This window comes from Dokdonella ginsengisoli, assembly GCF_042652785.1.
GTDB classification, from domain to species: Bacteria; Pseudomonadota; Gammaproteobacteria; order Xanthomonadales; family Rhodanobacteraceae; genus Dokdonella_A; species Dokdonella_A ginsengisoli.
Genome location: NZ_JBHSHD010000007.1, coordinates 1 through 25,637, shown reverse-complemented (window position 1 = coordinate 25,637; position 25,637 = coordinate 1). Strand labels below are relative to the sequence as shown.

Here is a 25,637-nt window from a genome sequence, read left to right as displayed (position 1 = left end):
GAAGGCGTACAGCCGATTCATTCAAAGTGACTGAAATGTCCAGGCTGGTACCATGCGCGCCCCGCCCACAGGCCTCGTCGCCATGCCCCGCATCGATACGCCGGACCTCCCGCTGACCCGGCAGCGCCGCGAATTCTGGCTGTTCATGCTGTTCGCGCTGGTCCTGCTCGGTATCGGCATCGGTTTGCGCGATCCCTGGCCGTCGGACGAGCCGCGTTTCGCCCTGACCGCCAAGCAGATGGTCGAATCGGGCGACTGGCTGTTCCCGCATCGCGGCCGCGAGCTGTATTCGGACAAGCCGCCGGTGATGTTCTGGCTGCAGGCGAGCGCGTACGAGGTAGTGCGCAACTGGCGCATCGCGTTCCTGCTGCCGTCGCTGCTGGCCGGCCTGCTGACCCTGGGACTGACCTACGACCTCGGACGGAGGCTGTGGAACCACCGGGCCGGCCTGTACGCCGCGATCGCGGTGCTGTTCGCGTTCCAGTTCATGTACCAGGTCAAGCGCGCGCAGATTGATCCGGTGATCATGGGCTGGATCACGCTGGCCAACTGGGGCCTGCTGCTGCATTTCCTGCGCGGGCCGAACTGGCGTGCGTACTGGCTCGGCTGCTTCGCCGCCGGCGTCGGCGTCATCACCAAGGGCGTGGGCATCCTCGCGCTGCTGATGTTCGTGCCGTACCTGTTCGCGCGCCTGCGCGGCTGGGAAGGCGTCGTGCGGACGTCGAACTCGGCGTTGCGCTGGGCGGGCGGCGCGCTGGCCTTCCTCGCGCCGATCCTGGCCTGGGGCCTGTCGGTGCTGCTGGTGGCGAAGGCGCGCGGCGGCGCGGAGTACCAGGCCTACGTCGACGACCTGTTCTTCCGCCAGACCGCCGGCCGCTACGCGAAGTCGTGGGATCACCCGCAGCCGTTCTGGTACTACCTGCCGATCGTGCTGTTCAACTGGTTCCCGCTGTCCCTGGCCTATTTCGGCGCGGTGCCGCGCTGGTGGAAAGACCTGCGGCTGGGTGAGGCGCGCGTCATGCTGCCGCTGTTCTGGGGCCTGCTGACGATCGTGTTCTTCAGCATCCCGACCGGCAAGCGCGACGTCTACCTGATGCCGACCCTGCCGATGATCGCGCTGGCGATGTCGCCGTACCTGACCGAGATCGCGAACGCGCGCTGGCTGCGCAACACCGCGTTCGCGATCGCGCTGGGCGTCGGCCTGATCGTCGTCGGCGCCGGCCTCTGGGCCGCGCTCGGCCATTCCGCGCGCTTCGAGGACATGCTGCAGCGGCGCGAGCTGGAAGACCTCGACCACGCCGTGTGGGGCATGTTCCTGGCCATCGGCGCCGCGTTCGTGCTCGCCGCCGCGTGGTTCCGGCCGCGCCGCGGCGTGCACGCGCTGCTGGCCGGCATCGCCGCGCTGTGGATCGTGTGGAGCGTGTGGGCGTATCCGCTGCTCAACGATTCCAGCTCGGCGGCCGGCGTCATGCGCCGCGCGCGCGAGCTGGCCGGAGCCGACACCGAGATCGGCCTGGTCGCGTGGAAGGAGCAGAACCTGCTGATGGCGGAAGGGCCGGTGCGCGAGTTCGGTTTCACCGCCGGCTGGAACCGCCAGTACGAGGAAGCCGTGCACTGGCTGGCGCAGGCGCCGGACAAGCGTCGCCTGTTCATCCTCGACGAGGCGATGGGCAACTGCGTGGACCAGTCCAAGGCCGTGCGCGTGGGCCGCGCCAATCGCCGCGAATGGTGGCTGCTCGGCATCGAGGCGATCGTGCCGGCCTGCATTCCGGTCACGCGCAAGGACGAAGAACTGCTCAAGGACGGCGGGGATCCGTAGAGGTGGAAAAGATTGAAACACGAAGGACACGAAGAGCACGAAGACAGATCGAAGAACGAATAGGCCAAAGCCGTACGAAGCTCGCTGCGGCCAGCCAAAATCCGCCTTTACTTCGTGCTCTTCGTGTCCTTCGTGTTTCAATCTTTCGCTTTCAAGACGCCTCTCGATCGCTCGCCGCAGCCTCCAGCGGCACCAGCCGCACCAGCTGCTCGCGCATGCGCCGGAACAGCTTGCGCGTGTTCCAGGCGTTGAGCCTGCGGCTCATCGACGAGCGCGGCAGCACGTGCTTCTCGCCGAAGCCGTCGATCAGCACGAAGCGCGGGCCGCCGCGCGAATCCGCGCCGTGCACGATGTTCCAGGCGTGCATGTCGCCGACGATGACGTTGCAGGCGAGCAGGCCGGCGAGGAAGCGTTCCAGGTCGCTTTCGATGCGCGCGTCGAAACCGCCCTCGCGCGCGTACAGCGCGGCCAGGGTCGGCGCCAGTCCGCCGTCGGCGCCGCGCACCTTCTCCGAGACCAGGCCGAGGCCGAGATCGGTCTCGGCCAGCCCGACCATGCGCGCGATCGGCGCGTTGCCCGCGGCGAAGCGCGCCTGCGCGGCGATGTATTCCTTCAGCTCGCGCACGTAGCCGGCGTACTGGCGCGCGCGCACGAGCTTCTTGTACCAGCGCCCGCCGGCGCCCCAGCGTGCCTCGACCGCGTCCTCGCGCATGACCTTGACGACGAAGTCGCGTTCGAGCGGATGCTGGTACACCTTGCGCAGGTGCCCGACCGCGAGCGGCTCGGTCTGCGCGAGGCGCAGCACCGACGGGGAAGGCGAGGGCGGCGGACCGTGCGTGTCGGCGCCGGCCATCAGCGGCGTCCGCCGACTTCGTCGATGTGCTCGAGCAGGTCGGCGGGATCGTCGAACACGCGGTAGGCGCCGGCGCGTTCGAGTTCGTCGGTGGAATAGCCGCCCGACAGCAGGCCGATGCCGAGCGCGCGTGCGCGCGTCGCGGCGAGCATGTCCCAGACCGCATCGCCGACCACCGTCGCGCGTTCGATCGGCACGCCGAGGCGGTCGGCGGCGGCGAGGAACAGGTCCGGATCGGGCTTGGCGTACTTGACCTGGTCGCGCGTGACGACCGGCGTGCGCGACAGGTCCACGCCGAGCGATTCGAGCACCGGGCCGGCGGTCTCCATGCGTCCGCTGGTGGCGATCGCCCACGGCAGCCGCGCCTCGTCGAGCCAGGCCACCAGCTCGCGCGCACCGGGCAGCGGCCGGATTGCCGCGGAGCGACGGTTGTAGGCGGCCGCATGCGCGCGCCGCAGCCGGTCGGCGCCCGCATCGTCGATGCGGATGCCGCTCTCGCGCGCGAGCACGTTCATCATCAGGCCGCCGCTCATGCCGATGCGGCGATGGATGCGCCACACCGACAGCTGGATGCCTTCCGAGTCGAGCGCTTCCTGCCAGGCCAGCACGTGCTCGTACACGCTGTCGACGAGCGTGCCGTCGAGGTCGAACAGGAAGCAGGGTTGCGGCGAGGTCTTCATCGGCGGCGACGATCGGGGTCCGGAAACCGTCAAGTCTATTCGCTGCGGCGCGAGTTCGCGCGCCGCGATTGGCAAGCCGCTAACCTAGGCCGAATGATCTACCGCTTCGACGACTTCGTCCTCAACTGCGCGACCCGCGAACTGAGCAAGGCCGGCGAACCGATCGTGCTGCCGGCGCGCGCGTTCGACTGCCTGGCGTACCTGATCGAGCATCGCGACCGCGCCGTCGGCCGCGACGAGCTGATCGCCGCCGTGTGGGGCCGCGCCGAGATCAGCGAGGCGCTGCTCAGTCATACGATCGTGAAGCTGCGCCGCGGCCTGGGCGACACCGGCAACGAACAGCGCACGGTGCGCACGGTGCCGCGCTTCGGCTACCGCTGGGGCAGCGCGACGACCGTCGAGGCATCCTCGCCCGACAGCGCCGCGCCGGCCGTCGCCGCGGCCGCCGAGGTGGAGGAATCGCTGCCGCCCGAGGCGCCGCCGGCGCGTGCGCCCGAGGATGCGCCGGCTTCCGGCGGTGTCGACGCCGAGGCGGCCGGCGGCCGCGCATTGCCGCCGGGACGGCGCCGGCTGATCGGTGCGGCGCTCGCCGCGGCGCTGCTGCTGGCGGCGGCAGCGTGGCTGCTGTCGCAGCGCCCCGCGCGGCCGCCGGCGGACACCGCGGCGGTCGAGATGGCGCCGGCCGCGCCGGTGCTGGTGCTGCCGGCCGACGTCGGCGCGCCGGACGAGTGGCGCTGGCTGCGCTTCGGGCTCATGGATCTCGTCGCCAACCAGCTGCGTGACGGCGCGGTGCCGACCGCGCCGAGCGAAAGCGTGGTCGGCCTGCTCAAGCAGCGCCCGGCGATGGACGGCGAGGCGCTGCTGCGCGACGCCAGTCTGTCGCAGTTCGCCGCGCTGCGCGTGCTGCCGCGGGTGCGGCTGGAGCAGGGGCGCTGGCGGGTGCAGCTGGAGGGCTTCGGTGCGCAGCAGGCGGTCAGCGTCGAAGCCGAGGCCGGCGATGCGATCCAGGCGGCGCACCTGGCCGCCGATGCCCTGCTGCGCAAGCTCGGCCGCACGCCGAATTCCGCCTCGGCCTCGCCGGTGCTCGACGAGCTGCTGCAGCGTTCCGGTGCGGCGATGCTGGCCGACCAGCTCGAGCAGGCGCGCGCGCTGATCGAGCACGCGCCGCCCGAGCTGCAGCAGGAACCGAAGGTGCAGCAGCGCATGGCGCAGATCGAATTGCGCGCGGGCGAGAACCCGGCGGTGGAGACGCGCCTGCTCGCGCTGCTCGACCGCCTGCCGCCCGGCCGCGACGACGCGGTGCGCGCGCGGTCGATGGTGACCCTGGCGGCCTCGCACGTGCGGCGCGGCCAGTTCGACCGCGCGCTGGAGCTGTACGAGGAAGCGATCGCGCTGCGTCAGGAACACAACGACCACAGCGTGCTCGGCATCGCGCGCCTGGGTCGCGGCACGATCCTGGCGCAGCGCGGAAAGTTCGAGGAAGGCACCGCCGAGCTGTCGCGCGCGCGCACCGAGCTGGAGGCCATCGGCGACAGCTTCGGCGTCGCCAGCGTCGACGTGAACCTGGGCGAATTCCAGCAGATGCGCCACCGGCCGGCCGACGCGTTGCCGATCCTCAAGAACGCGGCGCGCCAGTTCGAGCGGCTCGACGCGCGCGAAGGCCGCGCCTATGCGCTGGTGCAGCAGATCGGCGCCGAGAGCGAGCTGCTCGACAGCGATGCGGCGCTGGCCACCAGCGAGCGCTTCTGGCCGCCGGAATCCAACACCAACAACCAGCGCATGCGCTGGACCCTGACCGCGGCGCGCGCTACCGCGCTGGCCGGGGTCGGCCGCTTCGAGGAGGCGCAGGTGCTGGTCGGACGCATCCGCCGCGAGACGGACGCGCGCCAGGATGCCATTGCGCGCGGCCGCGCGGAACTGCTCGCCGCCCGCATCGCGATGCTGCGCGGCGACGCCGCGGCGGCGGCCGGGTTCGCGCAGTCGGCGCTGAGTCCGGCCCTGCGCAACGAGGACCCGGCGGCCTATGCGCGCGGCCTGCTGCTGCAGGCGCGGGCGTTGCGCGGCAGCGACCGGCCGGCCGAGGCGGCGCGCGCGGCGCAGGCCCTGGCGGAAGGCGCCGCCGGCAACGAGTGGCTGACGATGTACGCCAACCTCGCGGCCGCCGAACAGGCGATGGCCGAGCGTCGGCGCGAGCCCGCGCTGACGCAGTTCGCCGCCGCGATGCGCACCGCCGAGCGCCTGAACGTGCCGGAGGACCTGGTCGCGGTCGGCACGGCCTATCTCGACCTGCTGATCGAGACCAGCCAGCTCGACACCGCGCGCACGGTCAGCGGCCGCATCGCGATGTGGGCCGACCACGATCCGCGCGCGGCCGCCGCGCAGGCACGGCTGTTCCGCGCGATCGGCCAGGACGACGCCGCGCGCAAGGCCGAGCAGAGCCTGGAACGCCTGCGCCGCTCGGCCGCGGCGGACGCTCCGCCGCATCCGTAGGTGCCGTCGCCGGGTCGCCGGTCGGTGCGCAAACCTCAGCGAAAACCGCGGCTTGCCGCGGCCTTCGCCGGCGTTTGCATGCAATGCACATCGCTCGCGCATGGATGCTGCATGCCGCCGCCGCGGACGGGATGCATAGTCGCCGACAGCCGCCGCGCGGCCGCACAGCGGGCGCCGGCCGCCGTCCCGTTCCCCGTCCGAGGATCTCCGAATGAAGTTTCTCCATGCTGCCGCCTGTCTGCTCCTGGGCGCCTTCGCCGCAGCCGCGGCGCCGCGCGCCCAGACCCTCGAATTCGCCACCGCCGGCGGCGGCGCGGTCGCCCCGCCGGTCGCACGGGGCGACTACCTCTACGTGGCCACCGGCGCGACCATCGGCGTGTGGGACATGCACGACCCGGCGCACCCGGCGTTCGCCGGCCGCACCGCGCCGGCGGTCGGCGCCATCGACTCGCTGGTCGAGGTCGACGGCTACCTGTACGCGGCCTGGAGCCGGCCCGATGCCACCGCGGGCATCACCATCTACGCGCTCGACGTGCCGGCGCAGCCGGCCGTGGCCGGCGAGTTCGACGACTACGTGCAGTCCGACTTCAAGGGGCCGCTGGGCCTTGCCGCCTCGGGCAGCCACGTCTACCTCGGCGATTCGCAGAACGGCCTGTTCGTGCTCGACGCGCAGCAGCCGCTCGCGCCGGCCGTGCTCGGCCAGGTCGAGGGCGCCTACGTGTTCGACTCGATGGCCGTGTTCGGCACGCAGCTGCTGGCCAGCGGCAACAGCTTCCTCGGCGGACGCATCGTCGACGTCATCGACATCACCGACCCGGCCGCGCCGGTGCTGGCCGGCAGCACCTCGCTCGACGGCACGCTGGTGCTGCGCGCGGCGCTGACCGACGGCTACGCGATCGGCGTCGGCAACGACCTCATGGTCTACGACCTGCACGACCCCGCCAACATCACGCAGATCTTCGATGCGCCGATCGACCAGGCCACCGGCGCCATCCGCGACGGGGACACGCTCTACCTGGTCGGCGACAGCGGCATCCAGGTGTGGGACTTCGCCACGCCCAGCGCCCCGGCGCTGCTGCGCACGGTGCCGGCGCCGACGTTCGCGCCGGACCAGACCGCGCTGACCGCGTTCGGCCCGCTGATCCTGACCCACACCGACCGCGGCGTCCTGCTCGGCACCGACGATCCGCAGACGCCGACGGTCGCCGCGCAGTTCACCCTGCCGATCGGCGTGGCGGCCAAAGCCATCGCATTCGACGGCGATCAAGCCTATTTCGCCGAAGAAGGCTACGGCCTGGCCAGCGCCGACGCGCACAGCCTGGCGCCGCTCGGACGCTTCGACGCCGACCTGCCGCCGAGCCTGGCAGCGCGCGACTTCGAAGGCCTTTCGATCGATTCGGGGCGCGCGTATCTGGCCGCCTGGGGCTACGGCGTGGTCATCGCCGATCTCGCCGATCCGGCCGCGCCGACCGAGCTGGGCCGCTTCCCGTTCTTCGCCGCGACCGCGATCGAGGCGCACGGCGACCGCCTCTACGTCGGCAGCACGACCAACGGCGGCGTGTTCCGCGTGCTCGACGTCAGCAATCCGGCGCAGCCCACCGAACTGGGCGCTCTGCTCACCAGCAAGACCTACGACCTGACCGTGCGCGGCGACTACGCCTATCTCGCCGACGGCGCCGATTTCGGCGACGGCGGCCTGCGCGTGGTCGACGTGTCCGATGCGGCCAATCCGGCCGTGGTCGGCCAGGAGATGAGCTGCCCCTACGCCAACGGTCTGGACGTCAGCGCCGACGGCAACACGGCCTACATCGCCTGCAGCGACGGCAGTCTGCGCATCGTCGACACCACCGACCGCAGCGCCCCGCAGGAGATCGGCAGCGTGACCTTGCCCGGCGTGCCGAGCCTGCCGGACTACAACTCCGCGCACTCGGTGGTGGTCTCCGGCGGGATCGCCTACGTCGGCAACGAGTACGGCGTGGACGAAGTGGACGTGTCGGTGCCGGACGCCCCGGTGGCCGGCGTGCGCCACGAGACCGGCTTCTTCGTCAGCAAGGTCGAGCAGGCTCCGGACGGCCGCGTGTTCGCGCTGACCCAGGTCGCCGGCGCCTACGTGTTCGCGCCGGGTTCGGACACGATCTTCGCCGACGGCTTCGACTGAAGCGCATCGCGCGCGGCCGCCGCAATGCGGCCGCGCGCTACACTCGCGCACTCCCACATGCGCGAGCGCCTTCTTGGAAAACACCGATTCCCCCGAATCCGCAGCGGCATCGCTGGTGCCGCTCGACGACGCCCAGGCGCGCATCCTCGGCTGCCTGGTCGAGAAGGCAGCGATCACGCCGGAAGCTTATCCGCTGACCCTCAACGCGCTGGTCGCCGCGTGCAACCAGAAGACCAGCCGTGAGCCGGTCATGAACCTCGAGCCCGGCGCGGTGGGCCATGCGCTGAACGAACTGGAGCGACGCGGCCTGGTCAAGATCGCGCCGGCCTCGCAGCGCGCGCTGCGCTACGAACACCGCTTCGATCCGGTCTACGGCACCACGGCGCGCCAGCGCGCAGTGCTGTGCGCGTTGCTGCTGCGCGGCCCGCAGACCCTCAACGAACTGCACACGCGCACCGAGCGCCTGGCCGAGTTCCCCAGCGTGGACGACCTGCGCGACACGCTCGATCGCCTGATCCAGCGCGAGCCGGCCTGCGTGGTCCGCCTCGGCCGCGGCGCCGGCCAGCGCGAGGACCGCTACATGCACCTGCTCGCAGGTCCCGTCGACGTCGAAGCGCTGGCCAGCGCACCACCGCCCGCGGCGTCCGCGCGCGGCGGCGCGCACGAGCGCATCGAACAGCTCGAAGCCGAGGTCGCGCAGCTGCGCGAGGAACTGGCCCGGCTGCGCGACCGGCTCGACGCGGCCGGCGTCTGAGTCGGCGCCGCGCACGATGCCGACAACGCGGCCGATGCGCTTCGCCGTCCTGCTGCTGGCCTGCCTGCTCGGCGCCGCGCCGGCAGGCGCGCGCGAGCCGCGCAGCGACACGCCGGCGGCACCGTCGACCGAGATCGGCCAGCTCGACGGCGCCGGCTACCGCATCGACGTCCCGGCCGGCTGGAACCGCGGCGTGGTCGTGTTCTTTCACGGCTATGCCATCGATCCGGTGGTGTTCCGCGAGGGCGAGCGCCTCTCGCCGATGTTCGATCCGATCCTCGCGCGCGGCTTCGCGGTGATCCAGTCCGCCTATTCGAGCACCGGCTGGGCGCTCGAGCAGGCCGCCGCCGACACCGAGAAGCTGCGCCGCCGCTTCGTCGCCGCGCGCGGCGCGCCGAAGGAAAGCTACGTCATGGGCATGTCTATGGGCGGCCTGCTGACTGCGATGACGATCGAGACGAAGCCGCAGCTGTACGACGGCGCGCTGTCCTTGTGCGGCGTGCTCGGCGCCAGCGACCGCTTCCTGCAGCGCGATTTCGCGCTGCGCGCCGCGTTCGACCATTACTTCCCCGATCTGCTCGGCCCGCTGGTGCCGGTGCCCGCCGACTACCGGCCGACCGGCGCGATCACCGCGCGCATCGACGCGGCGCTGAAATCCGATCCGCGGGCCTACGCCGCGCTGCGCGCGCTCAACGGCGGCGGCGACGAGCGCAGCCTGCCCGGCGTGATCGCGTTCGCCGGCTACCTCGTCGGCGAACTGCAGCGGCGCGCCGGCGGCAATCCGTTCGGCAACGCGGACCTGGTCTACACCGGCAGCGGCGACGACTTCGCACTCAACGACGGCGTCGCGCGCCATCGCGCCGAGCCGCGCGCCGCGGCGTACCTGTCGCACTGGTACACGCCGAGCGGCCGGCTGAGCCGGCCGATGCTCGCCCTGCACAACGCCGGCGATCCGCTGGTCGTCGCCTCCACCGCGTTCGACTACGCCCTGCTCGCGCAGCGCGCCGGCCGTGCCGACCGTTTCGTGCAGCAGTACGTCGCTGCCGAAGGGCACTGCACGTTCACGCCGGCGCAGGTCGGCCGCGCCTTCGACGCGCTCGTCGCCTGGAAGCGCGAAGGCACGCGGCCACCGTCCGGGCGCCAGCCGTGACCGGCAGGCATGCCTTTCGGCGCATGGGCGGCGCGGACGCAGGCGGCACACTGGACGACCGCATTCCAACGGGGAAGGGCTGATGAAAGGTTCCGCACGAATTCTCGGCGCCGTGCTCGGCGCGCTGTTCGCCGCCATGGCGCAGGCGGCCGACGCGCCGGCGGCGAAGCCCGCGCCCGGTGCGCCGGCCGACTTCGCCGCCGCCACGCGCGGCCTGCAGCGCGTGGAAGGCTTCTTCGACGTCTATCGCGACGCCGGAAAGGGCCGCGTGCTGCTCGGCCTGCGCCGCTTCGACACGCCGTTCCTGATGGTGGCCTCGCTGCCGTGGGGGCTGGGTTCCAACGACGTCGGCCTCGACCGCGGCCAGAGCGGCGACTCGCATCTGGTCGAGTTCCGCCGCGTCGGTTCGCGCGTGCTGCTGGTCGAGGACAACATGAAATTCCGCGCCGTCTCGAACAACCCGGACGAGGCGCTCAGCGTGCGCCAGGCCTTCGCCGAGTCGGTGCTGTGGGCCGGCGACATCGCCGGCGAGCGCAAGGGTGCCGACGCGCAGGTGCTGGTCGACGTCACCGCGCTGCTGCTGTCGGACCGTCACGGCATCGCGCGCCGGCTGGCCGAGACCAAGCAGGGCCGCTACGAGGTCGACGACCGGCGCAGCGCGGTTTCCCTCGCCGACGCGAAGAGTTTTCCGGACAACACCGAACTCGAGGCACTGCTGACCTTCAAGGGCCCGGGCGAGGAATCGTTCGTGCGCGACGTGGCGATGGATCCGTCCAGCCTGACGCTGCGCCAGCACCTGAGCTTCGTGCGCCTGCCCGAAGCGGGCTACGTGCCGCGCGCCTACCATCCGGCCTCGGGTGCCTTCAGCGTCGGCTGGTACGACTTCGCGCAGCCGCTGGCGTCGAGCATCGATCGCCGCTACCAGCCGCGCTTCCGCCTGGAGAAGACCGACCCGTCCGCCGCCGCCAGCGCGGTGAAGAAGCCGATCGTGTTCTACCTCGACCGCGGCGCGCCGGAGCCGGTGCGCACGGCCCTGCTCGAGGGCGCGAACTGGTGGCGGAGCGCGTTCGAGAAGGCCGGCTTCAAGGACGCCTACCGCGTCGAGCTGCTGCCCGAAGGCGTCGACCCGATGGACGTGCGCTACAGCCTGATCACCTGGGCGCACCGCTACACGCGCGGCTGGTCGTACGGCCAGCCGATCGTCGATCCGCGCACCGGCGAGATCATCCGCGGCAACGTCACGCTCGGCTCGCAGCGCGTGCGCCAGGACATCCTGATCGCCGAGGCGCTGCTGGCGCCGTACGACAAGGCCAACGCGGCGGAGCTGAAAGGCGAGGCCGAGCGCATGGCGCTGGCGCGCCTGCGCCAGCTGGCCGCGCACGAGGTCGGCCACGCGCTCGGCTTCGCGCACAACTTCGCCGCCAGCCGGCTCGGCAACGGCTCGGTGATGGACTATCCGCATCCGCTGCTGAAACCCGGCGCCGGCGGCGCGGTGTCGCTGGCCGATGCCTACGGCGTCGGCCTCGGCCCGTGGGACGACTTCCTCGTCGCGCACGGCTACGCGGCGTTCGCACCCGGCGCCGAGGCGGCCGGGCTGGCCAAGCTGCGCGCCGACGTCGCCGCGGCCGGCTTCCGCTACGTCAGCGACGCCGACGCGCGCGCCCCCGGCGACGCCGAGCCGGACGGCCTGCTGTGGGACTTCGGCCCGGACACGCTGAAGGCCTTCGACGAGCTGCTGGCCGTGCGCCGCAAGGCGCTGGCGGACTTCTCCATCGGCGTGCTGCCGCCGGACCGGCAGGCCGGCGAGATCGAGGCGCGCCTGGTGCCGGTGTACCTGCTGCATCGCTACCAGACCGAAGCCGTCGCGCGCCTGCTCGCCGGCGCCGACTACGCGTACGCGGAAGCCGGCGACCGCCGCGCCGGCACGCGCGCGGTGCCGGCGGCGACGCAGCGCGCCGCGCTCGATCGCCTGGTCGCCACGCTCGGCGCCGCGCAGCTCGCGCTGCCGGCGAACGTGCTCGACCTGGTCACGCCACCGGGCAACGACTACGCGCGCAGCCGCGAATACTTCGCCACGCGCAACGGACCGCTGTTCGATCCGCTGGCCGCGGTCGAGGCCGCCAGCGCGCAGACCCTGCAGTTCCTGTTCGCGCCGGCGCGCCTGAACCGCCTGGCCTGGCAGCACGCGCGCGACGCCGACGCGCCCGGCGTGGCCGACGTGCTCGACGCGACGTTCCGCGGCACTTGGCAGAGCGCGCCGGCAGCGTCTGCGGCGCCCGCCGCAGACGCAGTGCAGACGGCGGCGAACTGGGTCGTGCTCGACGCCGCGTTGAACGCGCTCGACGGTGGCCAGCTGCACGCGCAGGTCGACGCCGAGGTGCGTGCCGCGCTGCTGCGCTGGAAGACCTGGCTAGGCAAGCAGGGCGGTGACGGCGCGATCGCGGCGAGCCGCGCCGCGGCGGCCGAAACGATCGGCAGATACCTGGCCGATCCGAAGTCGGTGAAGCTGCGGCCGCTGCCGGCGATTCCGCCGGGTGCGCCGATCTGAGCGCCGCCTGCGCCGGCGCGGCTCAGTGCCGCGTCGGCGGAGGTTCGGCCGGCGCCTCGGAGGCGAACAGCGCGGCGACGTCTTCGTCGTCGAAGACGTAGCGTTGGCCGCAGAACTCGCAGGTGATCTGGATCGTTCCCTGTTCGGCCAGCACCGACTCGTTCTCCTCGCGGCCGAGCGAGCGCAGCACGTTGCCGACGCGCTCGCGCGAGCAGGTGCAGCCGAACGCCAGCGCCTGCGCCGGTTGCAGGCGCACGTCTTCCTCATGGAACAGGCGCAGCAGCACCTGTTCGGGCGGCAGCTCGAGCAGCTCGGCGTCGGTCAGCGTGGCGAGCAGGTGCTGGACGCGGTTCCAGCCGTCCGCGTCACCGAGCGGTGCGCCGCCGGCGACGGCGATCTGCTGCAGCATCAGGCCGCCGCAGCGCTGGGCGTCCACTGCCAGCGCGAGTTTGGTCGGCAACTGCTCGGAGCGGTCGAAGTAGCCCTCGAACGCGCGCGTGAGATCGCCGTCCTCGACCGGTACCAGCCCCTGGTAGCGCGCGTCGGTGGCGGCGTTCTCGATCGTGATCGCCAGGCGCGCGCCGGGCCGCAGCGTCGCGCCGATCTGCCCGGCGGCGAGCGGATCGGTGCGCGCGATGCCACGCAGCCGGCCGTCGTGCGTGCAGTCGGCGAACAGCAGCCGCAGCGCGCCGCTGTCGCGCAGATGGATCGACAGCCGGCCTTCGAATTTCAGCGCGCTGGTGAACAGCGCGTTGGCGGCAAGGGTGCGGCCGAGCAGCTGCGCGGTCGCCTCGTCGTAGCCGCCGTTGCCGCGGATGCGCTGCCAGGTCCGGTCGAGGCGGGCGATCGCGCCGCGCACGCCGGAGCGTTCGAGCTGGAAGCGGTACAGGAAGTCGTCGTCTTTCATTCGGGCAGGTTTTCTTCGGGCGTTTCTTTTCTTCGGGGCATTTCTTTTCTTCGCGCGTTTCTGATCACGCCGCCCGGCGCGCGCCGAGCGCGGCGAGCAGGTCGCCGGCCGCGCGCAGGCGTTCGGCGGCGCCTTCCAGCGGCATCTTGAACTTCAGCTTGTCCTGGCCGTCGAGCGCGTACACGCGCGGCTGCGACTGGATCAGGCGGATCACCGTCAGCGGTTCGACCGCCGGCTGCGGACGGAAGATCACGCGGCCGCCGTTGGCGCCGACCTCCAGCTTGCGGATGCCCAGCGGCGTCGCCGCGAGCTTGAGCGAGGTCACCGCGAACAGCTGCCTGACCGGGTCCGGCAGCAGGCCGAAGCGGTCGATCATCTCGACCTGCAGCTCGCGCAGGGCGTCCTCGTCGCGTGCGCTGGCGATGCGCTTGTACAGCGTCAGGCGCGTGTTGACGTCGGGCAGGTAGTCGTCCGGAATCAGCGCCGGCAGGTGCAGCTCGACCTCGGCCTCGTGTTCGCTGGCGAGGTCGAAGTCCGGCACCTTGCCTTGTTTCAGCGCGCGCACGGCGCGGTCGAGCATCTCGGTGTAGAGGGAGAAGCCGACCTCCTCGATCTGTCCGCTCTGCTCCTCGCCGAGCAGTTCGCCGGCGCCGCGGATCTCCAGGTCGTGCGTGGCCAGGGTGAAGCCGGCGCCGAGTTCGTCGAGCGAGGCGAGCGCCTCCAGGCGCTTCTCCGCGTCGGCGGTGATCGAGCGGCCTTCCGGCGTCATCAGGTAGGCATAGGCGCGGTGATGCGAACGGCCGACGCGGCCGCGCAGCTGGTGCAGCTGGGCCAGGCCGAAGCGGTCGGCGCGGTTGATGATGATGGTGTTCGCACTCGGCACGTCGATGCCGGACTCGATGATCGTCGTGGCGACCAGCACGTTGAAGCGCTGGCGGTAGAAGTCGAGCATGATCTGCTCGAGTTCGCGGTCCGGCATCTGGCCGTGGGCGAGGCGGATGCGCGCGTCCGGCATCAGCTCGCCGAGTTCGCGCGCGGTCTTCTCGATCGTCTCGACGTCGTTGTGCAGGAAGTAGACCTGGCCGCCGCGCGCGTGCTCGCGCTGCATCGCCTCGCGGATCAGCGCCGAATCGTACGGGCCGATGAAGGTCTGCACGGCCAGGCGGTGCGCCGGCGGCGTGGCGATGATCGACAGGTCGCGCAGCCCGGCCATCGCCATGTTCAGGGTGCGCGGGATCGGCGTCGCGGTCAGCGTCAGCAGGTCGACTTCGGCACGCAGCTTCTTCAGCGCCTCCTTCTGGCGCACGCCGAAGCGCTGCTCCTCGTCGATGATGACCAGGCCCAGATCCTTGAAGCGCACGTCGGGCTGCACCAGCTTGTGCGTGCCGATCATCACGTCGATCTGGCCGGCCGCCAGCTTCGCCAGCGCGTCGGAGATCTCCTTCTTCGACTTGAAGCGCGACAGCACCTCGACCTTGATCGGCCAGTCGGCGTAGCGGTCGCGGAAGTTCTGGTAGTGCTGCTGGGCGAGCAGGGTGGTCGGCGCGAGCACGGCGACCTGCTTGCCCGCAGTGGCCGCGACGAACGCGGCGCGCAGCGCGACTTCGGTCTTGCCGAAGCCGACGTCGCCGCAGACGACGCGATCCATCGGCCGCTTCGCGGCGAGGTCGGTGATGACCGCCTCGATCGCGCTGGACTGGTCCGGCGTCTCCTCGAACGGGAACGCCGCGGCGAACTGCTCGGCCATCTCGCGGTCGACCGGGATCGCGGTGCCCTGGCGCGCCTCGCGCTGTGCGTAGATCGCCAGCAGCTCGGCGGCGACGTCGCGCACCTTCTGCGCGGCCTTCTTCTTCGCGCGCTCCCAGGCGTCGCCGCCGAGCGCGTGCAGCGGCGCCAGCTCCGGCGCGGTGCCGGAGTAGCGCGAGACCAGGTGCAGCTGGGCCACCGGCACATAGAGCTTGTCGCCCTTGGCGTATTCGATGGCGAGGAATTCCGACGACTCTCCGCCGACGTCGAGCTTGAGCAGGCCCTGGTAGCGGCCGACGCCGTGGTCGATGTGCACGATCGGCGCACCGGGCACCAGCTCGGACAGGTCGCGCAGCACCGCTTCGGGATCGCGCGCGGCACGCTTGCGCCGCCGCGCCTGCTGCGCGCGCTCGCCGTACAGCTCGCGCTCGGTGAGCACGGTCAGCGCCGGCTCGGTCAGGGCGAAGCCCTGTTCGAGCGGAGCGACGACGATGCCGAAGCGGTTCGTGTCGGCGGCGAAGTCGCGCCACGAGGCGTAGGTCTGCGGGCGCATCTGCGCCGCGGCGAGCTGCTCGATCAGCGCCTCGCGCCGGCCGGCCGAGTCGGTGGCGATCAGCACGCGGCCGGGATAGGCGGCCAGGAAGCGGCGCAGCGCTTCGCCGGGTTCCTCGCCCTTGCGGTTGAGCGGCAACGTCGGCGCCGGCTGCGTGCCGAGGTCGACCGCGTGGTCGTTCGTGCCCCGTGCGACGATGTCCACGCGCGGCACGAGATTGAGCCGCTCGCGCAGCTGCTGCGGCGGCAGGTACAGCTCGGCCGGCGGCAGCACCGGGCGCTCGACGTCGTGCGCGCGCTGCTCGTAGCGCTGGCCGGTCTGCGTCCAGAACGTCTCGGCCGCGTCCAGCGCGCCTTCGCCGAGCACGAACAGGGCGTCGTCGCCGAGGTAGTCGAACAGCGTCTGCGTCTGCGCGAAGAACAGCGGCAGGTAGTACTCGATGCCGGCCGGCGTGGCGCCTTCCTTGATGTCCTGGTACAGCGGGCAGCGGCGCGGATCGATCGGGAAGCGCTCGCGCAGGGTGTTGCGGAACGCCTTCGCCGACTCGTCGGTCAGCGGGAACTCGCGCGCCGGCAACAGGCGCACCGACTCGACCTTCTGCGCCGAGCGCTGCGTCTCCGGGTCGAAGCTGCGGATGGAGTCGATCTCGTCGTCGAACAGCTCGACGCGGTACGGCTCGGCGCTGCCCATCGGGAAGATGTCGAGCAGAGCGCCGCGCACGGCGAAGTCGCCGGGCTCCTGCACCTGCGGCACGTTGCGGTAGCCGGCCGCCTCGAGGCGGCGCTGCTCGGCGGCCATGTCGAGTTTCTGCCGCAGCTCCAGCACCAGGCCTGAGCCGGCCACGTAGCTGCGCGGCGCGAGCCGCTGCATGAGCGTGGCGGCCGACGCGACCAGCACGCCGCGCCGCAGCGACGGCAGCCGGTACAGCGTCGCGATGCGCTGCGAGACGATGTCCGGGTGCGGCGAGAACAGGTCGTAGGGCAGGGTTTCCCAGTCCGGGAACTGCAGCACCTCCAGATCGACGCCGGCGAACACGGCCAGTTCCGCTTCGAGCGCGTGCGCCGCGTGCGTGTCCGGCGCGACCGCGACGAGCAGCCCGTCGTAGGCGCGCGCGGCTTCCGCCAGCGTCAGCGCCAGCGCGGAACCGTGCGGCGGCGACCAGTAGCGGCGCTGCCGGGTCGAGGTCGGGAGAGGCGGAAGAATCAGCGGGGAGGACATGCGATCGGAGATTGCGGGGCTGCGGCGAAACCTGCCGCGAGCCAAACCCTGAAGTCTAATGGAACGGCGGACGGCTCGCCCGGAACGCGACGAAGTCGAGCGCGTCGAGGTTGCCGCCGTGCAGGAACAGGTCGACCGTCGCGGGCTCGCCGGTGTCGCAGGACTCGCAGCGGTAGACGACGGAAACGCGGTCGCGCGCCTTCGGCTCCAGCCGCTGGCCGGCGACGCGGGCCTCGACCTCGTAACCGTCGCCGAACATCGAGGCGATGTCGCTGATTGCAAGGTATTCGCCGGGGGCGAGCTGGACCTGCGCGCGCAGCTCGCGAGCCGGCCTGGGCGGCGCGACGTAGGCCGGATAGCTCGGCTGCGTCAGTGCCGGGATCGAGCGCGCCGGCGCCAGCGGCCGCGCCGGCACCAGGCCGAGCGGGCCGAGGCGGCGCTCGGGTTCGACGTCCAGTTGCGCGAACAGCGCGCGCGACAGGCCGAGCCAGTGCTGGCGGCCGGCTTCGTCGCCGCCGGCGAGCACGTCGCTGCGGCCGCAGGCCAGGCGCATCTCGATCGCGTAGTTCATCACCACGTGCGCGGCGTAGGCGCCGTGCACGCTCGGCGCCGGCTGCGAGCACAGGAAGCGCCCGCTGGCGTCCATCGCGTAGGCCGGCATCAGCAGCAGCGGTGCGGTCGGCGACGGCGCGCTCTTGACGTCGAACAGCGGCAGCCAGCCGAAGGGAAGCGCGCCGCGCACCTGGAAGCGCGCGCAGCCGGCCGCGACGACGCAGCCCGTGGCGAGGGCCGCGGCGATCATCGCGCCGCGCAGCAGGGCCGCCGGGCGCGCCGCGCCGAGTCCGGCGAAGCCCAGGCCCAGCAGGCCGGCCAGCACGACCTGCGGCGGCGTGGCCATGTAGAACGGCGTCACGTCGCGCATCGCGGCGACACCGAGAAACACCGCGGCGGTCGTCGCCAGCGCGAACAGCACGAGCGCACGCGTGCGTCGCGACGAAACAGCGAGTCGCAGCAGTCCGTACACGGCCGGCACGGTCAGCGCGGCGAACGCGACGAGCAGTGCGGCGACGCGCGCCTGCGGCCAGCCCAGCATCGTGCCGAACCAGTAGCGCAGGCCGCCCCAGGCGACGCCTTCGAACAGCGCCCATGCGTTGGCGAGATTGCCGGCGAGGTCGATGCGTTCGGCGTACGTGCGCGCGGCGCCGAAATCGACGAAGCCGCGCGAGGCGTCCCAGTACAGCATCGGCAGCAGCGGCAGCAGGACGACCAGGACGGCGCCGGCGAGGTCGACGAAGCGGCATTCGCGCCGCTTCAGCGCGCGCAGGCCGACGGTCAGCGCAACCCAGCCCAGCGCCAGGCAGGCCGGATGGGCGTGCACGGCGAGCGCGAAGCACACCGCCATGCCGTACAGGTAGCGGCGCCGCGGGCGGCGCCAGAAGCGCGCCGCGCACAGCAGGAAGGCGAGCATCGCCGCCGCCGCCAAAAGCGGATGGGACGGGGTGAGCGAATTGAACGTCTGCCAGCCGGGAACCACCAGCAGGGCGGCCCAAGCCATGCCCATGCGGCGGTCGTACACGGCCTTGCCGGCGAGATAGGCGAGCGGAACCTGCGTGGCGGCGAGCGCGGCCATCGCCAGCATCGTCGGCAGCCAGCTGCCGCCGGTCAGTGCGAGCAGCCCGGCGAGGGCGTAGTACCAGACCGGGCCGAGATGGAACGAGCCGGTGAGGACCGGGCCGACCAGCGGGAAGGCTTGTCCGTCGACGATGCGCAGCGCGGTGAACACGTCGCGCGCGAGGTCCATCTGCGCGGCGCCGTAGACTGCCGTCGCGAGCGAGCAGAACGCCAGTGCGAGCAGGACGCAGTAGCGGGTCGTGCGGGTCATCGGACGGCCGTCATGTCGGGCGCGCATGATCCCGGCCCGTCCGCGGGCGCGCAAGCCGCGCCGCTGCCGGCTTGACCGCGGCGTATGCGCGGGCCGAAAGTCATGGCGGCTCTTTACGTGGGTTTACCGGCGTGCGCGGAACCTGCGTCATCGCGATCGTTCAGAATGAGACTCACTCTGCTTTCCGGACCGTACTGGATGCAACGATCCGTCTTTCCCCGCCTTGCCGCTGCGTTCGTCTGGAGCGCGAGCGTGGCCCTGGCTGCCTGCTCGAACGAACACGCGCCGTCGAAACCGGCGGCGGTTCCGGTCACCGTGACGCGCGCCGTCGCACGCGACATGCCGGTGCTCGCCACCGCGCCGGGCAGCGTCGAAACCATCAACAGCGTCGCGGTCAGGGCGCAGATCGAAGGCCAGCTGCTCGAATCGCTGGTCAAGGACGGCGCCGACGTTGCGCGCGACCAGCTGCTGTTCCGGATCGACCCGCGCCCGGCGCAGGCCGCCCTGCAGCAGGCGCAGTCGACCCTGGCCAAGGACCAGGCCACGCTGACGCAGGCGCGCTCGCAGGTCGAGCGCTACCAGGACGTCGCCGCCAAGGGCTACATCTCGGCCGACCAGATGGAGCAGTACCGCACCAACCTCGGCGTCGCGCTGGCGGCGGTCAAGGTCGACGAGGCGAACGTCGCCGCGGCGAAGCTGACGCTGGGATACACGCAGATCCGCGCGCCGATCGCCGGCCGCATCGGCCGCATCCTGATCCAGCCCGGCAACGTGGTCACGACGAACGACGTCAATCCTCTCGTCGTGATCAACCAGGTGGAGCCGATCTACGTGAACTTCGCGCTGCCCAGTTCGCTGCTCGGGCGCCTGCTCGCCGCGCAGAAGCAGGCGCCGCTGGCAGTCAAGGCGAGCGTGATCGGCATCGACGAGCCGGTCGAGGGCAAGATCGCCTTCGTCGACAACGCGGTCGACACCACCACCGGCACGATCAAGCTGCGCGGCGAATTCGCCAACGCCGGGCACGTGCTGTGGCCGGGCCAGCTGGTCGGCGTCAGCCTGACGCTCGGACACGACGCGAACGCCGTCGTGCTGCCGGACGCGGCCGTGCAGAACGGCCCGAACGGAACCTACGTCTTCGTCGTCAAGGCCGACGAACACGCCGAGCAGCGTCCGGTGAAGGTCGCGCGCATCGTCGAGGGACAGGCGGTGGTCGAGAGCGGCCTCGCCGTCGGCGAAACCGTCGTGCTCGACGGACAGTCGCGCGTGGAGGACGGCGTGCAGCTGAAGATCGATGCGCCGGCCGGCGCCGGCCAGGCCGCGGAAGCCGCGCGGTGAACATCTCGGAAGTCTTCGTGCGTCGCCCGGTCATGACCACCCTGGTCATGATCGGCATCCTGGTGTTCGGCATCGTCGGCTACCGCGCGCTGCCGGTGGCGGCGCTGCCGAACGTCGATTTCCCGACCATCTCGGTCAACGCGAGCCTGCCCGGCGCCTCGCCGGAGACGATGGCCTCGGCGGTGGCGACACCGCTGGAGAAGCAGTTCTCGACGATCCCGGCGATCGACTCGATGACCTCGCAGAGCGCGCTCGGCTCGACCAACATCACCCTGCAGTTCGCGCTCGACCGCAACATCGATGCCGCCGCGCAGGACGTGCAGGCGGCGATCTCGGCGGCGCTGCGCCAGCTGCCGACGCAGATGACGACGCCGCCGACCTTCCGCAAGGTCAATCCGGCCGATTCGCCGATCTTCTACATCGCCTTCACTTCGAAGACGCTGCGCCTGTCCAACCTCAACGAGTACGCCGAGAACACGCTGGCGCAGCGCATCTCGATGGTCGGCGGCGTGGCGCAGGTCAACGTGTACGGCTCGCAGAAATACGCCGTGCGCATCGACCTGAACCCCGACGCGCTGGCCGCGCGCGGGCTCGGCATCGACACCGTGGCCGATGCGGTCGGCCGCGGCAACGTCAACCTGCCGACCGGCACGCTGTACGGGCCGAACCGCGTCTACAACGTGATGGTCGACGGCCAGATGTTCGACGCGGCCGCGTTCGGCGACCTGATCGTCAGCTACCAGAACGGCGCGCCGGTGCGCCTGAAGGACGTCGCCGACGTCTACGACGGCGTGCAGAACGACAAGGGCGGCGCGCTGCTCAACGGCGAGCGCGGCGTGGTGCTGGCGATCCAGAAGCAGCCCGGCGCGAACACGATCGAGGTCGTCGACGACATCAAGAAGCTGCTGCCGGCGTTCCAGCACTCGCTGCCGGCGGGCGCGCAGCTGGACGTCATCTACGACCGCTCGCAGAGCATCCGCGAGTCGGTCGCCGAGGTAAAGTTCAGCCTGCTGCTGGCGCTCGCGCTGGTGGTGCTGGTGATCTTCCTGTTCCTGCGCAACCTGTCGGCGACGGTGATTCCGTCGCTGGCGCTGCCGATGTCGATCGTCGGCACCTTCGCGATCATGTACGCGTTCGGCTTCAGCATCGACAACCTCTCGCTGATGGCGCTGACCCTGGCGGTCGGCTTCGTCGTCGACGACGCGATCGTGATGCTGGAGAACATCGCGCGCCACATGGAGATGGGCAAGGACCGCCTGACCGCCACGCTCGACGGCGCGCGCGAGATCGGCTTCACGATCGTGTCGATGACGCTGTCGCTGGCGGCGGTGTTCATCCCGGTGGTGTTCATGGGCGGCATCGTCGGGCGCCTGCTCAACGAGTTCGCGGTGACCATCGTCGCCGCCGTGCTGGTGTCGGGCTTCGTCTCGCTGAGCCTGACGCCGATGCTGTGCAGCCGCTGGCTGCGCTCGCCGCATTCGATCAAGCACGGGCGCGTGTACCAGTGGAGCGAGCGCGCGTTCGACTCGGTGCAGAATTTCTACCGGCGCACGCTGGAAGCCTGCGTGCGCCATCCGCGCATCATGATGACGCTGTTCGTGGTGCTCGTCGGCGTCACCGCGCTGCTGGTGGTGCGGGTGCCGAAGGGCTTCCTGCCCAACGACGACACCGGCCAGCTGTTCGTGTTCACGCAGGCGGCGCAGGACATCGGTTTCGACGCGATGCTGGCCAAGCAGCGCGCGGCGGTCGAGATCATCCGCAAGAACCCGAACGTGGCCAACACGATGGCCTTCGTCGGCGCCGGCGGCGCCAGCGCCACGCTGAACCAGGGCCGCGTCATCGTCAACCTGAAGCCGCCGCACGAGCGCGAGAGCGCCGATACGGTGGTGCGCCAGCTGCGCCCGCAGCTGCAGGGCATCGCCGGCCTGCAGGCGTTTCCGCAGAACCTGCCGCTGATCCGCATCGGCGGGCGCCTGACCAACAGCGCCTACCAGTTCGCGCTGCAGGACACCGACAGCAAGCGCTTGTTCGAGTGGACGCCGAAGCTGGTCGCCGCGCTAACCCGGCAGCCGGGCTTCCTCGACGTGACCAGCGACATGCTGATCGCCAATCCGCAGCTCGACGTGAGCATCGACCGCGACGCGGCCGCCGCCTACGGCGTCACGCCGCAGGCGATCGAGAACGCGCTGTACTACGCGTTCGGCCCGGCGCAGGTGTCGACGATCTACACCGACTCGGACCAGTTCTGGGTGCTGCTGCAGGTCGATCCGAAGCGGCAGGCCGACACCTCGGTGCTGTCCTCGATCTACGTCACGCCGACGCTGCCGCCCAAGAGTATGGCCGGCGACGCCACCGTCACGCCGTCCGCGCAGCTGGTGCCGCTGTCGGCGGTCACGCGCACCGGCCATTCGGTCGGCGCCGCGACGATCAACCACCTCGGCCAGGTGCCGGCGACGACGGTGTCGTTCAATCTCGCGCCGGGCATGTCGCTCAGCGATGCGGTCAGCGCGGTCGACCGCGCCGTCGCCGAACTGAAGATGCCCGAGTCGATCACCACCTCGTTCCAGGGCACCGCGCAGTCGTTCCAGGACTCGGTCGCCGGCATGGGCGTGCTGCTGCTGCTGGCGATCTTCGTGATCTACCTGGTGCTCGGCATCCTCTACGAGAGCTTCATCCACCCGCTGACGATCCTGTCCGGCCTGCCGACCGCGATCTTCGGCGCGCTGCTGACGCTGATGGTGTTCGGCCGCGACCTCGACCTCTACGGCGCGGTCGGCCTGATCATGCTGATCGGCATCGTCAAGAAGAACGCGATCATGATGATCGACTTCGCGCTGGAGAAGCAGCGCGAGGGCGAGCCGGCCGCGCAGGCGATCGTCGACGCCAGCGTGATCCGCTTCCGCCCGATCATGATGACGACGTTCGCCGCGCTGATGGGCACCCTGCCGATCGCGCTCGGCTTCGGCGCCGGCGCCGACGCGCGCCGCCCGCTGGGCCTGGCCGTGGTCGGCGGCCTGATCACCTCGCAGCTGCTCACGCTCTACATCACGCCGGTGATCTACATCTACTTCGAGCGGCTGCAGGAGTGGCTGGAGCGGCGCCGGCAGCGACGCGCGGCGGCCTGAGCGCGCTCAGCCGCCGGCGGCGATGCGCGGGTCGGTCAGGTCGAAGCGCACGCGCACGGTATCCAGTTCCCCGGGCACCGGCTCGCGCGCGGCACCCAGATACGCGGCGAGGTCGAGCATGGCCACGTTCTCGGTCAGCACCAGGCCCCACAGCTCGCGCAGGCCGCGGCGGCGGCTCTCGGCGATCAGGCGTTGCAGCAGCGCGCGTCCGACGCCTTTTCCGGTGAGCGCCGGATCGACGATCAGCGCGAACTCGGCGCCGTCGAGCGTGCGGTCGACGTAGATGCGCCCCTCGCCGCGGATCTCGCCGTCGGCGTCGGTCGCCACGTAGGCGGCGCCCCGCTCGGGATCGACGTTGGCGAGCAGGTGCAGCATCTGCGGCGACAGCTCGTTCATGCGGTGGAACACGCGCAGGCGGATCTGCTCCGGCGTCAGGCGTGCGAAGCCGCGCTGCAGGGCCTCGACGTCGTCCGGCCGGACCGGGCGCAGCCACAGGGTCTGCCCGTCGAGGGTGCGGAACGCTTCGCCGTCGGCCGCGGCGGGCGCAGGCGACGGTGCCTGCGCGGCGCTGCGCTGGTCGCGACGGGGCGGACGGGTGGGGGAGCGATAGGGATTCATTTGCCGCATTGCACAATATCGGAACGCGCACGGCCGCGCGACCTCGCCGTGCGCCGGTGTCAGCGCGCAGTCAGCAACGAAAAATAGGTCAACTTCGGTGAACGAAGCGTGGTCGTCGTCAAACGTGACGGCAATCGAACGGCAACCAGCCGTGCATCCAGTGGCCGCCGCCCGGCAGCCAGGGACCGAGCAGGGTCAGCGCGGCGCTGACCAGCAGCACCACGCCGGCGAGCCGGCGCGCACCGGGGCGCGCGGCGTAGCCGGCCAGGCGCTGCGCGCCGAGCGCGCCGGCGAACAGGGCCGGCGCGGTGCCCAGTCCGAACGCGGCCATCGTCGCCGCCGCGTCGAATGCGTCCAGGCGCGTCGCCGCGATCAGCAGCACGGTGTAGACGAAGCCGCACGGCATCCAGCCCCAGAGCAGGCCGAAGGCGAACGCGCGCGGCAGGCTGTCGACCGGCAGCAGACGCCGGCCGAGCGGGGCGAGCTTCGCCCACAGGCGCCGGCCGATGCCGAAACCCGGGTCGCGCACGCGGCCGAACGCGACCAGTGCGCCGAGCAGCAGGGCGGCGGCGCCGAGCGCGCGCAGCGCGCGGCGCACGGCGTCGAGATCGAGCAGGCCGACCAGTCCGCCCAGCGCGCCGCCGATGAGCAGGCCGGCCAGCGTGTACGAGGCGATGCGGCCGAACTGGTAGCCGGCCAGCAGCGCGAGCCGCGGCCGCCCGTCGGCGCGCCTGGCGGTGGCGATGCCCAGCGCGGCCGAGATGCCGCCGCACATGACCAGGCAGTGCCCGCTCGCGGCGAGGCCGAGCAGCAGGGCGGCGCCGAGCGTGAGGCCGTCGCTCACGGGGCTGCGTCGCGCGACGGGTCGCCTGCGCGTTCCACACCGGCGTCGGGATCGTCGAGCATGGGCAGCAGCGCGGGCGTGTCCATGTCGTCGAACTGGTCGTGGTCGACCGCCCAGAAGAAGGCGATGCCGGCGCCGACGACCAGCAGGATCGAGACCGGAATCAGGGCGAGCAGGATGTTCATGCCGGAGCCTGCCGGGCGAATCGCGCCGCGCGCGGCGGCGGCTCCGCGCGGCGGCCGATGCGCAGCGCGTTCAGCACGACGAACAGCGAGCTGAGCGACATGCCGATGGCGGCCAGCCACGGCGGCACGAAGCCGAGCGCGCCGAACGGCACCACCGACAGGTTGTAGCACAGCGCCCAGCGCTGGTTCTGGCGCAGGATCGCCAGCGTTTCGCGCGCGATCGAGCGCGCCTGCGCGATCGCGCTGAGGCGCTCGCCGGCGAGCACCACGTCGCTGGAGGCCTGCGCGAGTTCGGCGCCGGCCGCCAGCGCGACCGCGACGTCGGCACCGGCCAGTACCGGCGCATCGTTGATGCCGTCGCCGACGGCGATCACGCGCGCGCCTCCGGCGCGCAGCGCGGCCAGCCGTGCGAGCTTGTCGGCCGGACGCTGGCGCGCGTGCCAGTCGTCGATGCCCAGCCGCGCGGCGGCGGCGGCGACCTTCGGCGCCGCGTCGCCGCTGACGATCTCCACGGCGAGGCCGTCCGCGCGCAGCGCGTCGACCGTCGCGCGCGCGTCGGCGCGCAGGCGTTCGCCGAAGCGGAAGGCGGCGATCGGTCCGTCCTCGTCGGCCAGCACGACGGCGTCGTCGAACGGCGCGCAGGAGGCGCCGCCGACGGCGAAATCGGCGCGGCCCAGGCGCAGGCGGCGGCCGTCGACCACGCCTTCCAGGCCGCTGCCGGCTTGGGCGCGCAGCGCCTGCGCGTCGCGCTGCGGCGCGGGTCCGGCGGCGT

The 25,637-nt window shown here is 71.7% G+C and carries 17 protein-coding genes; 8 read left to right on the top strand and 9 right to left on the bottom strand.

Annotation, left to right across the window (positions count from 1 at the left end):
* The first annotated feature begins 82 nt into the window (after positions 1–82).
* A complete protein-coding gene (locus ACFO6Q_RS07825; protein WP_380020064.1) occupies positions 83–1,819 on the top strand; it encodes an ArnT family glycosyltransferase in 1,737 nt (578 codons plus the stop codon).
* 151 nt (positions 1,820–1,970) lie between these two features.
* On the opposite strand, the gene ACFO6Q_RS07820 is transcribed toward ACFO6Q_RS07825, so the two are convergent.
* The gene (locus ACFO6Q_RS07820; protein ID WP_380020063.1) at positions 1,971–2,672 is read right to left on the bottom strand and encodes a YrbL family protein; all 702 of its coding nucleotides are present in this window, start codon (positions 2,670–2,672) and stop codon (positions 1,971–1,973) included.
* Entirely contained in the window at positions 2,672–3,352 is a 681-nt protein-coding gene (locus tag ACFO6Q_RS07815) for an HAD family hydrolase (protein WP_380020062.1), read from the bottom strand. Before ACFO6Q_RS07815 ends, ACFO6Q_RS07820 begins: the two co-directional genes overlap by 1 nt.
* 93 nt (positions 3,353–3,445) lie before the next feature.
* Between ACFO6Q_RS07815 and ACFO6Q_RS07810 the strand changes: the two genes are divergently transcribed.
* The 5 genes from ACFO6Q_RS07810 to ACFO6Q_RS07790 all read left to right on the top strand — a co-directional run bounded on the left by ACFO6Q_RS07810 (position 3,446) and on the right by ACFO6Q_RS07790 (position 12,452).
* The gene (locus ACFO6Q_RS07810) at positions 3,446–5,842 is read left to right on the top strand and encodes a winged helix-turn-helix domain-containing protein (RefSeq protein WP_380020061.1); all 2,397 of its coding nucleotides are present in this window, start codon (positions 3,446–3,448) and stop codon (positions 5,840–5,842) included.
* Positions 5,843–6,053: 211 nt separating this feature from the next.
* Positions 6,054–8,000, top strand: coding sequence for an LVIVD repeat-containing protein (locus tag ACFO6Q_RS07805; protein WP_380020060.1), 1,947 nt, complete (start codon positions 6,054–6,056; stop codon positions 7,998–8,000).
* 73 nt (positions 8,001–8,073) lie between these two features.
* Positions 8,074–8,754: a YceH family protein gene (locus tag ACFO6Q_RS07800; protein WP_380020059.1), complete on the top strand. Its 681-nt coding sequence runs from the start codon at positions 8,074–8,076 to the stop codon at positions 8,752–8,754.
* A 34-nt stretch (positions 8,755–8,788) separates the two neighbouring features.
* The gene (locus tag ACFO6Q_RS07795) at positions 8,789–9,904 is read left to right on the top strand and encodes an alpha/beta fold hydrolase (RefSeq protein ID WP_380020058.1); all 1,116 of its coding nucleotides are present in this window, start codon (positions 8,789–8,791) and stop codon (positions 9,902–9,904) included.
* Between the two features lie 82 nt (positions 9,905–9,986).
* Complete coding sequence (locus ACFO6Q_RS07790; RefSeq protein ID WP_380020057.1) at positions 9,987–12,452, top strand: zinc-dependent metalloprotease; 2,466 nt, start codon at positions 9,987–9,989, stop codon at positions 12,450–12,452.
* Positions 12,453–12,474: 22 nt separating this feature from the next.
* Here the strand turns inward: ACFO6Q_RS07790 and hslO are convergent, their stop codons facing one another.
* From hslO to ACFO6Q_RS07775, 3 genes are all read right to left on the bottom strand, one after another.
* Complete coding sequence (gene hslO, locus ACFO6Q_RS07785) at positions 12,475–13,359, bottom strand: Hsp33 family molecular chaperone HslO (RefSeq protein ID WP_380020056.1); 885 nt, start codon at positions 13,357–13,359, stop codon at positions 12,475–12,477.
* A gap of 64 nt (positions 13,360–13,423) precedes the next feature.
* Positions 13,424–16,876, bottom strand: coding sequence for a transcription-repair coupling factor (gene mfd, locus ACFO6Q_RS07780; RefSeq protein WP_380020055.1), 3,453 nt, complete (start codon positions 16,874–16,876; stop codon positions 13,424–13,426).
* Positions 16,877–16,931: 55 nt separating this feature from the next.
* The gene (locus ACFO6Q_RS07775) at positions 16,932–18,758 is read right to left on the bottom strand and encodes a hypothetical protein (RefSeq protein ID WP_380020054.1); all 1,827 of its coding nucleotides are present in this window, start codon (positions 18,756–18,758) and stop codon (positions 16,932–16,934) included.
* Positions 18,759–18,956: 198 nt separating this feature from the next.
* Between ACFO6Q_RS07775 and ACFO6Q_RS07770 the strand changes: the two genes are divergently transcribed.
* Complete coding sequence (locus tag ACFO6Q_RS07770) at positions 18,957–20,093, top strand: efflux RND transporter periplasmic adaptor subunit (protein WP_380020053.1); 1,137 nt, start codon at positions 18,957–18,959, stop codon at positions 20,091–20,093.
* Positions 20,090–23,218, top strand: a complete 3,129-nt coding sequence (locus ACFO6Q_RS07765; RefSeq protein ID WP_380020052.1) for an efflux RND transporter permease subunit — start codon at positions 20,090–20,092, stop codon at positions 23,216–23,218. The genes ACFO6Q_RS07770 and ACFO6Q_RS07765 overlap by 4 nt, the downstream gene beginning before the upstream one ends.
* A 6-nt stretch (positions 23,219–23,224) precedes the next feature.
* On the opposite strand, the gene ACFO6Q_RS07760 is transcribed toward ACFO6Q_RS07765, so the two are convergent.
* From ACFO6Q_RS07760 to ACFO6Q_RS07745, 4 genes are all read right to left on the bottom strand, one after another.
* Positions 23,225–23,836, bottom strand: a complete 612-nt coding sequence (locus ACFO6Q_RS07760; protein ID WP_380020051.1) for a GNAT family N-acetyltransferase — start codon at positions 23,834–23,836, stop codon at positions 23,225–23,227.
* Between the two features lie 118 nt (positions 23,837–23,954).
* Positions 23,955–24,680, bottom strand: coding sequence for a sulfite exporter TauE/SafE family protein (locus ACFO6Q_RS07755; protein WP_380020050.1), 726 nt, complete (start codon positions 24,678–24,680; stop codon positions 23,955–23,957).
* Positions 24,677–24,865, bottom strand: coding sequence for a cbb3-type cytochrome oxidase assembly protein CcoS (gene ccoS, locus ACFO6Q_RS07750; protein WP_380020049.1), 189 nt, complete (start codon positions 24,863–24,865; stop codon positions 24,677–24,679). Before ccoS ends, ACFO6Q_RS07755 begins: the two co-directional genes overlap by 4 nt.
* A partial coding sequence (locus tag ACFO6Q_RS07745) for an HAD-IC family P-type ATPase (protein ID WP_380020048.1) occupies positions 24,862–25,637 on the bottom strand: 776 nt, incomplete at its 5' end. The genes ACFO6Q_RS07745 and ccoS, both read right to left, overlap by 4 nt.

Coding starts and splice junctions, on each gene's coding strand:
- ACFO6Q_RS07815 (WP_380020062.1), bottom strand. CDS start 3,352: ATGAAGACCTCGCCGCAACCCTGCTTCCTGTTCGACCTCGACGGCACG.
- ACFO6Q_RS07795 (WP_380020058.1), top strand. CDS start 8,789: ATGCGCTTCGCCGTCCTGCTGCTGGCCTGCCTGCTCGGCGCCGCGCCG.
- ACFO6Q_RS07805 (WP_380020060.1), top strand. CDS start 6,054: ATGAAGTTTCTCCATGCTGCCGCCTGTCTGCTCCTGGGCGCCTTCGCC.
- ACFO6Q_RS07790 (WP_380020057.1), top strand. CDS start 9,987: ATGAAAGGTTCCGCACGAATTCTCGGCGCCGTGCTCGGCGCGCTGTTC.
- ACFO6Q_RS07760 (WP_380020051.1), bottom strand. CDS start 23,836: ATGAATCCCTATCGCTCCCCCACCCGTCCGCCCCGTCGCGACCAGCGC.
- mfd (WP_380020055.1), bottom strand. CDS start 16,876: ATGTCCTCCCCGCTGATTCTTCCGCCTCTCCCGACCTCGACCCGGCAG.
- ACFO6Q_RS07770 (WP_380020053.1), top strand. CDS start 18,957: ATGCAACGATCCGTCTTTCCCCGCCTTGCCGCTGCGTTCGTCTGGAGC.
- ACFO6Q_RS07820 (WP_380020063.1), bottom strand. CDS start 2,672: ATGGCCGGCGCCGACACGCACGGTCCGCCGCCCTCGCCTTCCCCGTCG.
- ACFO6Q_RS07810 (WP_380020061.1), top strand. CDS start 3,446: ATGATCTACCGCTTCGACGACTTCGTCCTCAACTGCGCGACCCGCGAA.
- ACFO6Q_RS07775 (WP_380020054.1), bottom strand. CDS start 18,758: ATGACCCGCACGACCCGCTACTGCGTCCTGCTCGCACTGGCGTTCTGC.
- ccoS (WP_380020049.1), bottom strand. CDS start 24,865: ATGAACATCCTGCTCGCCCTGATTCCGGTCTCGATCCTGCTGGTCGTC.
- ACFO6Q_RS07825 (WP_380020064.1), top strand. CDS start 83: ATGCCCCGCATCGATACGCCGGACCTCCCGCTGACCCGGCAGCGCCGC.
- hslO (WP_380020056.1), bottom strand. CDS start 13,359: ATGAAAGACGACGACTTCCTGTACCGCTTCCAGCTCGAACGCTCCGGC.